The following is a 12850-nucleotide window of genomic DNA, read 5'->3' as shown; positions in this document are numbered from 1 at the left end:
TCCTGGCCCCGGCACCGCCCCGCACGACCCGCGCCGAGGACGGCGGAACCGGCCATGGCCGGGACCGGAGCCGCCGTCCCGGATGGTGGAATTCACCGTTCGCCCACCGACCGGATGGCTATCGTCCCCGCCGTGGAGCACAGCACCGCCCTCTACCGCCGCCTGCGCACCGACCCGAGCCGCCCGCTGCCCGAACTGCGCAGCGAACTCGGCTGGAACGAAACCGAGTTCGACACCGCACTCGGCGAACTCCGGCAGCTCGGACTGCTCCGGCCCGCCACCGCCACCGGCAGCGGACTCACCGCCGTCTCCGTCGCCACCGCCGTCCGCCACCTCCTCGCCGACGCCGACGGACACCTCGCCGACCTCTTCACCGCCGTCCGGCGCACCCGCGACACCGTCGAACAGCTCCACACCCGCTACCTGCCCGCCCAGAGCGACACCGACGACGGCGGCACCCGCCACCTCGTCCACGGCGCCGACCGCATCGCCGCCCTCCTGGAGGACGCCGCGCACAGCGCCCGCACCGAAGTCCTCTCGCTCCGCCCCGGGCAGGACCACTCCCGCCCCGCCCTCGACGGCAAACTCGCCCGCGAACGCATCGCCCTCGCCCACGGCGTCCGGCTGCGCACCGTCTACCCGGCGGCGGCCCTGCACCACCCGGACGTGCTCGACCACGTGCAGCGGCTGACCGCCGCGGGCGCCGGCATCCGGGTCGCGCACACGCTGCCGCTGTGGCTGATCGCCGTGGACAGCACCATGGCGGTGCTGCCCGCGCCCGGCGGTGCCCCCGACACCGCGCTGGTCGTCCGGGACGAGGCGGTGCTCGCGGTGGTCCGCGAGCTCTTCGAGTACTTCTGGACGGCCGCCTGGGTGCCGCCGGACCTGCTCGGCCGCCCGGTGCCCGACGACCGCCACCGCGAGGTGCTCCGGCTGCTCGCCGCCGGTCTCACCGACCAGGCGATCGCCCGCAAGCTGGAGATCTCCGAGCGCACGGTGCGCCGCCTGGTCTCCGACCTCACCACCGACCTCGGGGCCCGGAGCCGCTTCCAGGCGGGTGTCCACGCCGCCCGCCTCGGCTGGATCTAGTGCCGCGTCAGGCGACCTTCGCCCGTCAAGGAGCGGCGTCCGGTGCGGCGAGAGTGCGTGCCGGGCGTCGCGACGGGGCGAAGGTCGCCTGACGCGGCACTAGACAGGGCCTACGCGCTCTCCACCCGCTGCCGCAGCCGGGCCAGGGCGAGCCGCGGCTCGCGGCGGGTGCCCAGCGGGACGAGCGCGGCCCGGCCGGGCACCCGGACGCCGCCGGTCAGTGCGACCCGGGTGGTGCCGCTGCCGTCGGTGACGGCCGCCATCCCGATGATCACGAACCGGCTCTGCAGCCAGCACCAGCCCGGCCGGAGCACCCCGTCGAACCGGGCCCGCATCCCGTAACGGCTGCGTGCCAGGGCCTCCACCCGGTCGCCGTCCCGGCGGGTCACGCGCAGGCTCCGCATGTCGGGCTGGAAGCGCCCGAACTCACCCTCCAGATCGGCCATGACCGCCCACACCCGGTCGAACGGCGCGTCGACCACGCCCTCGGTGACGCGGGCGCCGCGGATCCCCGCGGCCATCACGTGCAGCCGGCGCACCGGGTCGAGCGGGGCCGTCGGGTCGTCCGTCCTCATGCCGTCCACATCCTTCGGAATACGGTCCGGGCGCGGTGCAGCCGGGACTTCACGGTGCCCTCGGGGATGCCGAGCAGCCCGGCGGCGGACCGCTCGTCCAGACCCTCGACGTCGCGCAGCAGCAGGACGGCCCGGTGCTCGGGGGTGAGCCGGCCCAGCACGTCCCGGATGTCCGCGGCGAGCTGGGCGTCCCCGGGCGAGGGCAGTGCGGCGAGTTCGGCGGGCAGGTCCCGGCCGTCCCGGCGGACCACCCGCACCGCCTCGCGGACGGCCAGCACCCGGACCCAGCCGTACAGCGCGTTCGCGTCCCTCAGCGAGCGCAGGCCCCGGAAGACCGCGGTGAGCGTCTCCTGCACCGCGTCCTGGCGGCCGGCCGCGGCCCCGGGCCCGCAGATCCGTCCGCAGATCCGCCCGACGTAGGGCGTGAGGTGGTCGAGCAGGTCGCTCATCGCGAGGGTGTCCCCGCGCCGGGCGGCGCGGGCCAGCGCCACGCCGCGGGAGCGCTCGTCGGGATCAGCCACGGCGGAAGTCTCGCACCGCTCGGCGCGGGCGGAGCCCGGCGGCCCGGGCCGCCGCCGCGCCGAAGCCGAGGCAGAGCGGGGTGTAGAGCACTTGGTCGAGCAGGCGGAAGGCGCTGCCGGGGTCGGTGCCGGGGCCGCAGGCCCACACGATGCCGGCCGCCCCGCGGAGCAGCAGCCCGGCCGCCACGGCGGCGGTGGCGAGTCGGCAGAGCCGGGCGGTGCGGGGCCCGCCGAGGCCGTGCGCGCGGGCGAGCACCGCGGCCGCCGCGGCGAGCAGCAGCGCGGCGAGCGGCAGCACCACGGGCGGCGTGAACGGGACGTCGGCGTTGAGGACGGCCTGCGAGAGGGCCCGGCTGTCGGCGGCGGGCCAGGTGAGGCCGGTGGCCCAGTACAGGTGGAGTGCGGCGTCGGCGGCCAGCAGTGCGGCCACCGCCGTTCCGGTGCGCTGCACGATGCGCTGCTCGGTGCGGTCCACGGTGCGGTCCACGGGTCCCCCTCGCTTCGGTCGGCCGGGTCGGCCGGTCGGCGCCGTCCGGTCGACGGTCCGTCATCGCAGAGGGAGGAGCGGCCGGGGCCGGACGTTCCGTGTGTCCTGCCTCACACCGGTCGAGGACGGCGACGGACCCCGCCCTGAGCAGCCGGGCGGGGTCCGTACGGGGGTGGGGGACGGGCGTCAGGCCTTGGTGACGTCCTCGACCTCGGTGTCGTCCTCGCGACCGGGGGTCTTGAGGTCGAACTTGGTGATCGCGAAGCGGAAGAGCACGTAGTACAGGCCGGCGAAGACCAGGCCGATCGGGATGATCAGCAGCGGGTGGGTGGCCTTGCTGAAGCCGAGGCCGTAGTCGATCAGGCCGGCCGAGAAGGTGAAGCCGGCGTGCACGCCGAGCGCCCAGGTGACGGCCATGGAGACGGCGGTCAGCACGGCGTGGATGGCGAACAGGACCGGGGCGATGAAGAGGAAGGCGAACTCGATCGGCTCGGTGACACCGGTGACGAAGGAGGTCAGCGCCAGCGACATCATCATGCCCATCACCGCGGCGCGGCGCTCCGGGCGGGCGGCGTGCGCGATCGCCAGGGCGGCGGCGGGCAGCGCGAACATCATGATCGGGAAGAAGCCCGACATGAACTGGCCGGCGGTCGGGTCGCCCGCGAAGTAGCGGGTCAGGTCGCCGTGCACCACGGTGCCGTCGGCCTTGGTGTAGTCGCCGGTCTGGAACCAGGCGTAGGAGTTGACGAACTGGTGCATGCCGACCGGCAGCAGACCGCGGTTGATCAGGCCGAACGCGCCCGCACCGAAGGCGCCCGCGCCGATCAGGGAGTCGTTGAGGCTGCCGATCGCGTCGCCGACCGGGCCCCAGACCAGCGCGAAGACCACGCCGACGGCGGTGCCGACGAAGGCCATGATGATCGGCACCAGGCGGCGGCCGTTGAAGAAGCCCAGCCAGTCCACCAGCTTGGTGCGGTGGAACTTCTGCCAGAGCACGGCGCTGAGCAGGCCGATCACGATGCCGCCGAGCACGCCCGGGTTCTGGTAGGTGGGTGCGACCCACTTGCCGTCGGCGATGTGGCCCTCGGTGATCGGGAACGCGGTGAGCACGTTCTTGTACACCAGGAAGCCGACCAGGGCGGCGAGGGCGGTTGAGCCGTCGGCCTTCTTGGCGAAGCCGATGGCGATGCCCACCGCGAAGAGCAGCGGGAGGTTGCTGAACACGGCGTCGCCCGCCGTGCTGAACACCGCGGCGACCTTGTCCCAACCGAGACCGTCCTTGCCGAACACGTCGTCCTGGCCGAGACGGAGCAGCAGGCCCGCGGCCGGCAGCACGGCGATCGGCAGCTGGAGGCTGCGGCCGATCTTCTGCAGGCCCTGGATCGTGCTCTGGCCGATCTTCTTGATCGGGGAGGGGGCCGGTGCCGCAGCGGGCGCCGGTGCCTGCGCAGTCGTACTCATGGGGTGGTTCCTAACGGCAGGGCGGGTCGGTGGGGGTGCATCGGGGGCCGACTCGCGAACTGGTCTACACCACGAGTGGTGTAGACCAGTTTTTAACACGCGCCTGACGGAGGGGGGAACCCCGGAAAGCGCCGCAGGTGGGAAGCGCTATGAAATCGAAACCTTGTTGCGGATCGACGATCTTGACTGCGCTCGGTCATTCGCCATTTTGGCGAGTTGCGCAACAAATGGTCCTCAGGCCTTGGTCACGTCCTCGACCTGGTCGTCGTCCTCCCGCCCCGGCGTCCTCAGGTTGAACCGGACGATGACGAACCGGAACAACGCGTAATAGACGACCGCGAAGGCCAGCCCGATCGGCATGATCAGCCACGGTTTCGTGGCCAGCCCCCAGTTGATCACGTAGTCGATCAGGCCCGCCGAGAAACTGAAGCCGTCGTGCACCCCCAGCGCCCACGTCACCGCCATCGAGGCGCCCGTCAGCAGCGCGTGCAGCACGAACAGCGCCGGCGCGATGTAGGCGAAGGAGTACTCGATCGGCTCCGTCACCCCCGTGACGAAGCTGGTCAGCGCCACCGAGGTCATCAGGCCGTAGATCTCCTTGCGCCGGTGCGGCTTCGCCGAGTGCGCGATCGCCATCGCCGCCGCGGGCAGCGCGAACATCATGATCGGGAAGAAGCCCGAGGTGAACTGCCCCGCCGTCGGGTCGCCCGCCAGGAACCGCGGGATGTCGCCGTGCACCACCTCGTCCGTGCCCGGCTTGTGGAACTCGCCGAACTGGAACCAGACGAAGGTGTTGATCAACTGGTGCATGCCGATCAGCAGCAGCGCCCGGTTCGCCACGCCGAAGATCCCCGCACCGCCCGAACCCAGATCGGCCAGCCACTGCGAGAAGTCGTTCATCCCCCGCCCGATCGGCGGCCACACCCACAGCCCCAGGCAGGCCAGCGCCAGCCCCGCCACCGCCGTGATCATCGGCACCAGCCGGCGGCCGTTGAAGAAGCCCAGCCAGTCCACCAGCCTCGTCCGGTGGTACCGCATCCACAGCCACGCCGACATCAGGCCGATCAGGATGCCCCCCAGCACCCCCGGATTCTGGTACACCGCCGCACTCGACGTGTGCGCCGAGTAGTCGATGCACTGGTTGCCCACGATCGTGCCCGTGCACTGGTCCCGGTCCGGGAAGGCCAGCAGCACGTTGTGGTAGACGAGGAAGCCCGTCACCGCCGCCAGGGCCGTCGACCCGTCCGCCTTCTTCGCCATGCCGATCGCCACACCGATGCAGAACAGCAGCGGCAGGCCCAGATTGGAGTCCAGCAGCGCGCCGCCCGCCGCCGCGAACACCTTCGCCACGTTGTCCCAGCCGAGGCCGTCCTTGCCGAACACGTCGTCCTGGCCCAACCGGTTCAGGATGCCGGCGGCCGGCAGCACCGCCACCGGGAGCTGCAGGCTGCGCCCCATCTTCTGCAGTCCGCCGTAGAAGGACTGCCACCACGGTGTCGGTGCGGGCTCGGCGCCTGCTGTACTCATGGGAGTCCTCCGCGTGCGGTCCACGGCTCGGCCCGGGGGTCCGTTCCGCCACCCCGGCACTGCGCCTACTATTGGTGTAGACCACTTGGGGAGGTGGACGGGCGCCGGACGGCAGCCCGATGATCGCCATCCTCGGGCCCGGCCGCACACCCGTGCGCGCCAAAATGGGCCAAAAGTGGACTGACGTGGCAAACCGTCCCCAAACGGGAAATGCTTGTCGCGCCGCCGGCCGACACGGAAGCTGAACCCGCGTCACCACACCGGCACACCCACCGCACCACGCACCACCGCACCACCGCACCGAGCGGCACGGCACCCGACACCACCGCCGAACCGCCGACACCCAGGGAGACACACATGGCCAGCAAGGCAGAGAAGATCGTCGCCGGCCTCGGCGGAATCGACAACATCGAAGAGGTCGAAGGCTGCATCACCCGCCTGCGCACCGAAGTCGTCAACCCCGACCTCGTCGACGAAGCCGCCCTCAAGGCCGCCGGCGCCCACGGCGTCGTCAAGATGGGCACCGCCATCCAGGTCGTCATCGGCACCGACGCCGACCCCATCGCCGGCGAGATCGAAGACATGATGGACTGACCGGCCACCACCCCGGCCACGGCCCGCCGCCCCCGCCGGGACGGCGGGCCGCACCGCACCCCGCAACGGCTACGCTCGGTACCTATGTCACGCATCGACGGCCGCACCCCCGACCAGCTCCGCCCCGTCACCATCGAACGAGGCTGGAGCAAGCACGCAGAAGGCTCCGTCCTCGTCTCCTTCGGCGACACCAAAGTCCTCTGCACCGCCAGCGTCACCGAAGGCGTCCCCCGCTGGCGCAAGGGCAGCGGCGAAGGCTGGGTCACCGCCGAGTACTCCATGCTCCCCCGCGCCACCAACACCCGCGGCGACCGCGAATCCGTCCGCGGCAAGATCGGCGGCCGCACCCACGAGATCAGCCGCCTCATCGGCCGCTCCCTGCGCGCCGTCGTCGACCACCGCGCCCTCGCCGAGAACACCATCGTCCTCGACTGCGACGTCCTCCAGGCCGACGGCGGCACCCGCACCGCCGCCATCACCGGCGCCTACGTCGCCCTCGTCGACGCCGTCGCCTGGGCCCGCGACAAGAAGCTCCTCCGCGCCAAGGGCAACCCCATCACCGGCGGCGTCAGCGCCGTCAGCGTCGGCATCGTCGACGGCACCCCCATGCTCGACCTCCGCTACGAGGAGGACGTCCGCGCCGAAACCGACATGAACATCGTCTGCACCGCCGACGGACGCTTCGTCGAGGTCCAGGGCACCGCTGAAGGCGCCCCCTTCGACCGCGCCCTCCTCGACCAGCTCCTCGACCTCGGCACCCTCGGTTGCGCAGAACTGGACGAAATTCAGCACAAAGCCCTCCGCGACCTCGAAAACTGACCCCGCACCGGGCCGCGGGCGCGCATCCTGTACACGGCGCGCCCGCAGCCCGTAGCGTTCTCGACGGAACCGCGGAACCGGCGGCGCACCACCCGCCGTCCCACACCACGGACCCAGCACGCGCCCACCACACCACGGAGGACACCCGATGCCGGACAGCCTCACCCGCTCCGCCGCCCTCGCCGCGGCCGGCCTCGTCCTCCTCCTCCCACTCAGCGCCGTCAGCTGCTCCGCCGCCCAGAAGGCCCTCGACTGCGGCAACACCGCCGTCCGCATCACCAACGACGTCGCCCAGGCCGGCAGCGCCTTCAACAACGCCGCCAACGACCCCGACACCGCCGGACAGGCCCTCCAGACCCTCAAGAAGGACCTCGACCAGATCAGTCGCAACTCCAGCGACACCGACGTCTCCCAGGCCGTCACCGACCTGCAGACCCAGGTCGACAAGGCCCAGCAGGCCATCGACAGCAAGCAGGTCCCCGACCTCAAGCCGCTCGGCGACGCCGCGAGCAACCTCAGCAAGGCCTGCACCGGCTGACACCCCGAGCACCCGGCCCCTCGCTAGGGTGGGCCGCATGACTGCACGACGCCTCGTCCTCGCCACCCGCAACCGCCACAAGGTCGCCGAACTCCGCGACATCCTCGGCGACGCCGGACTCGACGTCGAACTCGTCGGCGCCGACGCCTACCCCGAGATCCCCGACGTGCCCGAAACCGGCGTCACCTTCGCCGAGAACGCCCTCCTCAAGGCCCACGCCCTCGCCGAGGCCACCGGACACCCCGCCGTCGCCGACGACTCCGGCCTCTGCGTCGACGTCCTCGGCGGCGCCCCCGGCATCTTCTCCGCACGCTGGTCCGGCAAGCACGGCGACGACCGCGCCAACCTCGACCTGCTGCTCGCCCAGCTCTCCGACATCGCCGAACCCCACCGCGGCGCCCACTTCGCCTGCGCCGCCGCCCTCGCCCTCCCGGACGGCACCGAACGCGTCGTCGAGGGCCGCCTCCTCGGCACGCTGCGCACCGTCCCCGCCGGCGACGGCGGCTTCGGCTACGACCCGATCCTGCAGCCCCTCGGCGAGAGCCGGACCTGCGCCGAACTCACCCCCGCCGAGAAGAACGCCATCAGCCACCGCGGCCAGGCCTTCCGCGCCCTCGCACCGGTCGTCCGCGAGCTGCTCGGCTGACGCAACGCCGAAGGCCCGCCCTGGGGATCCCTCCGGAGCGGGCCTTCGTTTCTCAGGTACGTGCGGCCGGAGGGATTCGAACCCTCACGGAGTTTCCTCCACTGGCACCTAAAACCAGCGCGGCTGCCATTACGCCACGACCGCATGGCCACAGTCTAGGGGCTGCCTCGGCAGCGACGACAGCGCCTCGGTGCTCGTGGCGCGGGCGTTCCGCTCAGTCGGTGCGCGCGCTGCGGCGGTTCTTGTTCCGACCGCAGTAGGTGTCGGTTGTGGCATGGCAGTTCGGGCAGAGAAGGCGGACGTTGTCCGGGCGGTTGTCGGACCAGTCGCCGTTGATGTGGTCGACCTCCAGGGTCATCGGCTTGCCGTGCCACACGGGGCCGGTGCCGCAGCCCGAGCACTCATCGGGAAGTCCCGTTTCGAGCAGTGCTTGGCGGATCCGAACGCCCGGCAGCCGCTTGGCGTCCGCAGGCCGTTGCACGAGTACCTGCTCCGGGCGCAGGCGGCGCCCGGAGCGTCGGCCCCGGTTGTGCGCCTGGCCCGTGAAATGCGAGGTGTCGATCCCGAAGGCCTTGATGCGCCGTCCGACGTGCTGCTGCGTACCTCCCGACGAGCGCTGGCCGAGGTAGCGGACAACTCCGGCGATGCTGTGGCATGCGGCGACCGCCTCCTCCAGCAGCTCCTTCGTGTAGACGGCGCCCCTCGCCCGGAAGTGGGAGGTGTCCACGCCGTGGAAGTTGAGCCGGCTCCGCAGGTACCGCCGGTTGTACGTCTCGGGCTCCTTGCCCAGCGCGTTCAGCATCTCGTCGATCGACGAGACCCCCGCCGCGGTCGTGGCGAGGAGTTCGCGGGTGTATCTGATCCGCATGTGTGCCCCCGTGTGGGTTCCTGTGTTCGGTACCCGTCCCCCGGTGTGGGAACGATCGGGCGGGGCGGGGGTCACGGGGGAGTTCAACGGCCTATTGGTACAGACCTATTGACCGGGATGGTCCAGACCACATAGCTTCGGCGCACTCTGTGGTTCGGCGGCCGGGCGGTTGACGGGGCGTCGGCCGCGGTGTGTCCGACCCTCCCCCACTTGCGTGCCCCGACACCCCTCCCGGGCACGCCGACACTCTCTCCTGGAGGACCGAGTGTTGAACCGAACCCTGACGGCGCAGCGTCCCCCTGCCGTCGGTACCCGCCGGGCCTCCGGCAGGCGGGCTGCGGCGGCCGCCACGGCGGCCGCCAGCCTGGCCGGCCTGCTGCTGGCGACGCTGGGCGCGTCGCCCTCGCAGGCGGCCGCCGACAACCAGTCCTGCCGTCCCGACGGCATGTACACCACCCCGGGTGTGGACGTCCCGTACTGCGACGTCTACGACACCGCGGGCCGCGAGAAGATGGGCGCCGACCACCAGCGGCGGATCATCGGCTACTTCACGGGCTGGCGGACCGGGCAGGACGGCACGCCGGCCTACCTGGTGAACAACGTCCCGTGGGACAAGGTCACCCACCTCAACTACGCCTTCGGGCACGTCGGCAGCGACAACAAGCTGTCGGTGGGCGCGGATTCGCCGACCAATGCGGCGACCGGGATGACCTTCCCGGGCGTGGCGGGTGCGGAGATGGACCCGAGCCTGCCGTACAAGGGCCACTTCAACCTGCTGACGAAGTTCAAGAAGCAGTACCCGAACGTGAAGACGCTGATCTCGGTGGGCGGTTGGGCCGAGACGGGCGGCTACTTCGGGGACGACGGCAAGCGCGTCGCCTCGGGCGGCTTCTACTCGATGACGGTGAACGCGGACGGTTCGGTCAACCAGGCCGGCATCAACACGTTCGCGGACTCGGCGGTCGACTTCGTGAAGAAGTACGGCTTCAACGGCGTCGACATCGACTACGAGTACCCGACGTCGATGAAGGACGCGGGCAACCCGCTGGACGCGACGATCTCGAACGCGAAGCGCGGTTCGCTGGTCAAGGGTTACGCGGCGCTGATGAAGACGCTGCGCGAGAGGCTCGACCGGGCGGGTGCGACGGACGGCAGGTACTACATGCTGTCGGTGGCGGCGCCGTCGTCCGGCTACCTGCTGCGCGGCATGGAGACGTTCCAGGTGACGCAGTACCTGGACTACGTGAACATCATGTCGTACGACCTGCACGGTGCCTGGAACAAGTACGTGGGGCCGAACGCCTCGCTGTACGACGACGGCAAGGACGCCGAGCTGGCGGCGGCGAACGTGTACGGCACCTCGCAGTACGGCGGCATCGGCTACCTGAACACCGACTGGGCGTACCACTACTTCCGCGGGGCGATGACGGCCGGCCGGATCAACATCGGCCTGCCGTACTACACCCGCGGGTTCAAGAACGTCACGGGCGGCACCAACGGCCTGTGGGGCACGGCGTCGACGTCGACCTGTCCGGCGGGCTCGGGCCTGACGGCCTGCGGTGACGGTGCGGTCGGCATCGACGACCTGTGGCACGACCTGGACGACAACGGCAAGGAGGCCCCGGCGGGCTCCAACCCGATGTGGCACGCGAAGAACCTGGAGAAGGGCATCGTCCCGGACTACCTCTCCACGTACGGTCTGACCGACACCGCGCTGCAGGGTTCCTACACCCGCAACTACAGCTCCCAGCTGGTGGCGCCGTGGCTGTGGAACGACAGCAAGAAGGTGTTCCTGTCCACCGAGGACGAGGAGTCGGTGGCGGCGAAGGCCGACTACGTGGTGAACCAGGGCGCCGGCGGCGCGATGATCTGGGAGCTCGCGGGCGACTACAAGTGGGACGCCACGGCGAACGGCGGCAGGGGCGAGTACGTGCAGGGCTCGACGCTGACCTCGCTGATGTACGACAGGTTCAAGGCGGCCTCGCCGTACGGTGCGACGCGTTCCACGGTCGCGCTGCCGCAGCAGACGCTGCCGATCGACGTGTCGTTCACCAACTTCGCGCTGGGCGACTCGAACTACCCGATCAACCCGAAGATCCACATCGTGAACAACTCGACGCTGACCCTGCCGGGCGGCACCGAGTTCCAGTTCGACTACGCGAACTCGGCGCCGGGCAACGCCAAGGACCAGTCGGGTTTCGGCCTGACGGTGATCCGGCAGGACCACACGGCGGCGAACAACGTGGGCGGCCTGAAGGGCGTGTACAACCGCGTGTCGGTGAAGCTGCCGAGCTGGCAGTCGCTGGCGCCGGGCGCGTCGATCGACATGGACTTCGTCTACTACCTGCCGGTCTCGACCCCGGCGAACTGGACGGTCAACGTCGGCGGCACGCCGTACGGCCTGACCGGTGACCTGACCCGCGGCAGCACCGGCGCGACCTCGTCGCCGAGCGCCTCGGCCTCCGGTTCGTCCTCGGCGAGCCCGTCGTCCTCGTCGAGCGCCTCGCCGAGCGGCTCCGCGAGCAGCTCGCCGAGCACCTCGGCCAGCCCGACCGGCGGCACCTGCACGGTGCCGAGCTGGAACGCGGCGACCGTCTACGCGACCACCACCACGGTGTCCTGGAAGGGCCGCACGTACAGCAACAAGTGGTGGACCCAGGGCGAGGACCCCTCGACCACCGGCCAGTGGGGGGTGTGGAGCGACCTCGGTCCGTGCTGACCGGTCCGAGGTGAACGGCGGCGGTGGCGGTCGACCCGGTCGGGGGGTCGGCCGCCACCGCTCCGTTTCCCGCTCCCGGTCGGGCGCCGTGCCGGGCGGCTACTGCTCCAGGTCGGCCCGCATGGAGGCGAACAGCTTGGCGGCCGAGGCCGGGGAGGACTGCGGGAAGAGCGCGACGGCGGCGGTCGAGGAGTCGGCCCAGCCGCACAGGGCGTCGGCGCCGTACGGCAGGCACTCCAGGCTGCCGCCGAACGGGCCGGGGGCGTAGGGGGTGCCGGTGCCCGGGGTGCCGGTGGAGCCGTTGCCGGCGGCGTAGTCGATCAGGCCGCGCCAGAGGTGCTCGCGGCGCTTGCCGGTGTCCTCGGGGACGTTGTCGACGCCGACGAAGAGGATCCGCCGGCCGGAGGTCTGGCCGGCCCGGTCGTAGTTCTCCACCACGAGGTTCATGCCGTCGCGCATCTCGCCCGGGTCGACGGGGACGTCGCTGATCGTGCCGTCGCCGCTGGACTTGGTGAGGCCGGCAGCGTGCTGGGTGGAGATCACGGTGCGCTTGCCGCCCGAGGGCTTGCCGCCGGCCTTGGCGGTGGCGGAGGTGGCGGCGGGCGCGGGGCTGCTCGGTGCGGAGGTGGTCGCGGCGGCGGTGGGGGTGGCGGCCGGTGCGGCGTCGGTGCCGGGGTCGGCCTCGGGGTCGCAGGCGGTGAGGGCGAGTGCGGCGACCAGGGTGCCGGCGGCGAGGAGGGTGCGGGCGGTGCGTGGTCCGATGCTCGGCACGGTGTCTCCCGGGTGGGTGGAGGGCTCGGGCTGCTCGGCCCGACGCCCGCCGACGCTAGTGGCGCGGGGTGCGCGCCCGCCGGGTCTTGTCCTTCCCACGACCGCTTCGGAACCGGACGGTGACAAGGTGACGGGCCGTCGACCACCGGGAACGCCGCGGGCGGGGGCCCGGGGGCCGGGTGGCCCCCCCCCGCCGGCGCCCCGCACTGCAACACCAAGACTACGAGAAGCCGGA

At 71.6% G+C, this 12850-nt stretch carries 13 protein-coding genes and 1 tRNA gene; 6 read left to right on the top strand and 8 right to left on the bottom strand.

Annotated features, from left to right (window positions below; genetic code table 11):
- Positions 1-132: 132 nt before the first annotated feature.
- The gene (locus AB0442_RS14790; protein WP_366163027.1) at positions 133-1089 is read left to right on the top strand and encodes a helix-turn-helix transcriptional regulator; all 957 of its coding nucleotides are present in this window, start codon (positions 133-135) and stop codon (positions 1087-1089) included.
- 110 nt (positions 1090-1199) lie between these two features.
- Here the strand turns inward: AB0442_RS14790 and AB0442_RS14785 are convergent, their stop codons facing one another.
- The 5 genes from AB0442_RS14785 to AB0442_RS14765 all read right to left on the bottom strand — a co-directional run bounded on the left by AB0442_RS14785 (position 1200) and on the right by AB0442_RS14765 (position 5660).
- Positions 1200-1664: a hypothetical protein gene (locus AB0442_RS14785; protein WP_366163025.1), complete on the bottom strand. Its 465-nt coding sequence runs from the start codon at positions 1662-1664 to the stop codon at positions 1200-1202.
- Positions 1661-2185 carry a sigma-70 family RNA polymerase sigma factor gene (locus AB0442_RS14780; RefSeq protein ID WP_363542606.1) on the bottom strand — a complete coding sequence of 175 codons (525 nt, stop codon included), beginning with the start codon at positions 2183-2185 and terminating at the stop codon, positions 1661-1663. Before AB0442_RS14780 ends, AB0442_RS14785 begins: the two co-directional genes overlap by 4 nt.
- A complete protein-coding gene (locus AB0442_RS14775) occupies positions 2178-2672 on the bottom strand; it encodes a DUF3995 domain-containing protein (RefSeq protein WP_366163024.1) in 495 nt (164 codons plus the stop codon). Before AB0442_RS14775 ends, AB0442_RS14780 begins: the two co-directional genes overlap by 8 nt.
- Before the next feature lie 186 nt (positions 2673-2858).
- A complete protein-coding gene (locus AB0442_RS14770) occupies positions 2859-4133 on the bottom strand; it encodes a PTS transporter subunit EIIC (protein ID WP_366163023.1) in 1275 nt (424 codons plus the stop codon).
- Between the two features lie 234 nt (positions 4134-4367).
- Positions 4368-5660: a PTS transporter subunit EIIC gene (locus tag AB0442_RS14765; RefSeq protein ID WP_366163021.1), complete on the bottom strand. Its 1293-nt coding sequence runs from the start codon at positions 5658-5660 to the stop codon at positions 4368-4370.
- A 357-nt stretch (positions 5661-6017) separates the two neighbouring features.
- On the opposite strand from AB0442_RS14765, the gene AB0442_RS14760 reads away from it, so the two are divergent.
- From AB0442_RS14760 to rdgB, 4 genes are all read left to right on the top strand, one after another.
- Positions 6018-6254 carry a glucose PTS transporter subunit EIIB gene (locus AB0442_RS14760; RefSeq protein WP_030275743.1) on the top strand — a complete coding sequence of 79 codons (237 nt, stop codon included), beginning with the start codon at positions 6018-6020 and terminating at the stop codon, positions 6252-6254.
- Between the two features lie 84 nt (positions 6255-6338).
- Entirely contained in the window at positions 6339-7073 is a 735-nt protein-coding gene (rph, locus tag AB0442_RS14755; RefSeq protein ID WP_366163019.1) for a ribonuclease PH, read from the top strand.
- A gap of 148 nt (positions 7074-7221) precedes the next feature.
- Positions 7222-7611, top strand: coding sequence for a hypothetical protein (locus AB0442_RS14750; RefSeq protein WP_366163017.1), 390 nt, complete (start codon positions 7222-7224; stop codon positions 7609-7611).
- Positions 7612-7648: 37 nt separating this feature from the next.
- Positions 7649-8257: an RdgB/HAM1 family non-canonical purine NTP pyrophosphatase gene (gene rdgB, locus AB0442_RS14745; RefSeq protein ID WP_030275746.1), complete on the top strand. Its 609-nt coding sequence runs from the start codon at positions 7649-7651 to the stop codon at positions 8255-8257.
- 61 nt (positions 8258-8318) lie between these two features.
- Here the strand turns inward: rdgB and AB0442_RS14740 are convergent.
- Positions 8319-8401 (bottom strand) — tRNA-Leu (locus AB0442_RS14740).
- A gap of 70 nt (positions 8402-8471) precedes the next feature.
- Complete coding sequence (locus AB0442_RS14735) at positions 8472-9125, bottom strand: HNH endonuclease signature motif containing protein (RefSeq protein ID WP_366163016.1); 654 nt, start codon at positions 9123-9125, stop codon at positions 8472-8474.
- Positions 9126-9489: 364 nt separating this feature from the next.
- Here AB0442_RS14735 and AB0442_RS14730 point away from each other — a divergent pair, with 364 nt between their 5' ends.
- Entirely contained in the window at positions 9490-11844 is a 2355-nt protein-coding gene (locus tag AB0442_RS14730) for a chitinase C-terminal domain-containing protein (RefSeq protein ID WP_366163126.1), read from the top strand.
- A 99-nt stretch (positions 11845-11943) separates the two neighbouring features.
- Here the strand turns inward: AB0442_RS14730 and AB0442_RS14725 are convergent, their stop codons facing one another.
- Complete coding sequence (locus AB0442_RS14725; RefSeq protein ID WP_366163014.1) at positions 11944-12615, bottom strand: hypothetical protein; 672 nt, start codon at positions 12613-12615, stop codon at positions 11944-11946.
- Positions 12616-12850: the final 235 nt, after the last annotated feature.

Source organism: Kitasatospora sp. NPDC085895 (assembly GCF_040702125.1).
Classification (GTDB): domain Bacteria; phylum Actinomycetota; class Actinomycetes; order Streptomycetales; family Streptomycetaceae; genus Kitasatospora; species Kitasatospora arboriphila.
The sequence above is the reverse complement of the archived record's forward strand: the minus strand, read 5'-3'. Positions and strand labels throughout refer to the sequence as shown.

Bases quoted from the DNA above. Each gene is read 5' to 3' on its own strand.
- rdgB (WP_030275746.1), top strand. From the start codon at position 7,649: ATGACTGCACGACGCCTCGTCCTCGCCACCCGCAACCGCCACAAGGTC.
- rph (WP_366163019.1), top strand. From the start codon at position 6,339: ATGTCACGCATCGACGGCCGCACCCCCGACCAGCTCCGCCCCGTCACC.
- AB0442_RS14750 (WP_366163017.1), top strand. From the start codon at position 7,222: ATGCCGGACAGCCTCACCCGCTCCGCCGCCCTCGCCGCGGCCGGCCTC.
- AB0442_RS14760 (WP_030275743.1), top strand. From the start codon at position 6,018: ATGGCCAGCAAGGCAGAGAAGATCGTCGCCGGCCTCGGCGGAATCGAC.
- AB0442_RS14765 (WP_366163021.1), bottom strand. From the start codon at position 5,660: ATGAGTACAGCAGGCGCCGAGCCCGCACCGACACCGTGGTGGCAGTCC.
- AB0442_RS14735 (WP_366163016.1), bottom strand. From the start codon at position 9,125: ATGCGGATCAGATACACCCGCGAACTCCTCGCCACGACCGCGGCGGGG.
- AB0442_RS14785 (WP_366163025.1), bottom strand. From the start codon at position 1,664: ATGAGGACGGACGACCCGACGGCCCCGCTCGACCCGGTGCGCCGGCTG.
- AB0442_RS14770 (WP_366163023.1), bottom strand. From the start codon at position 4,133: ATGAGTACGACTGCGCAGGCACCGGCGCCCGCTGCGGCACCGGCCCCC.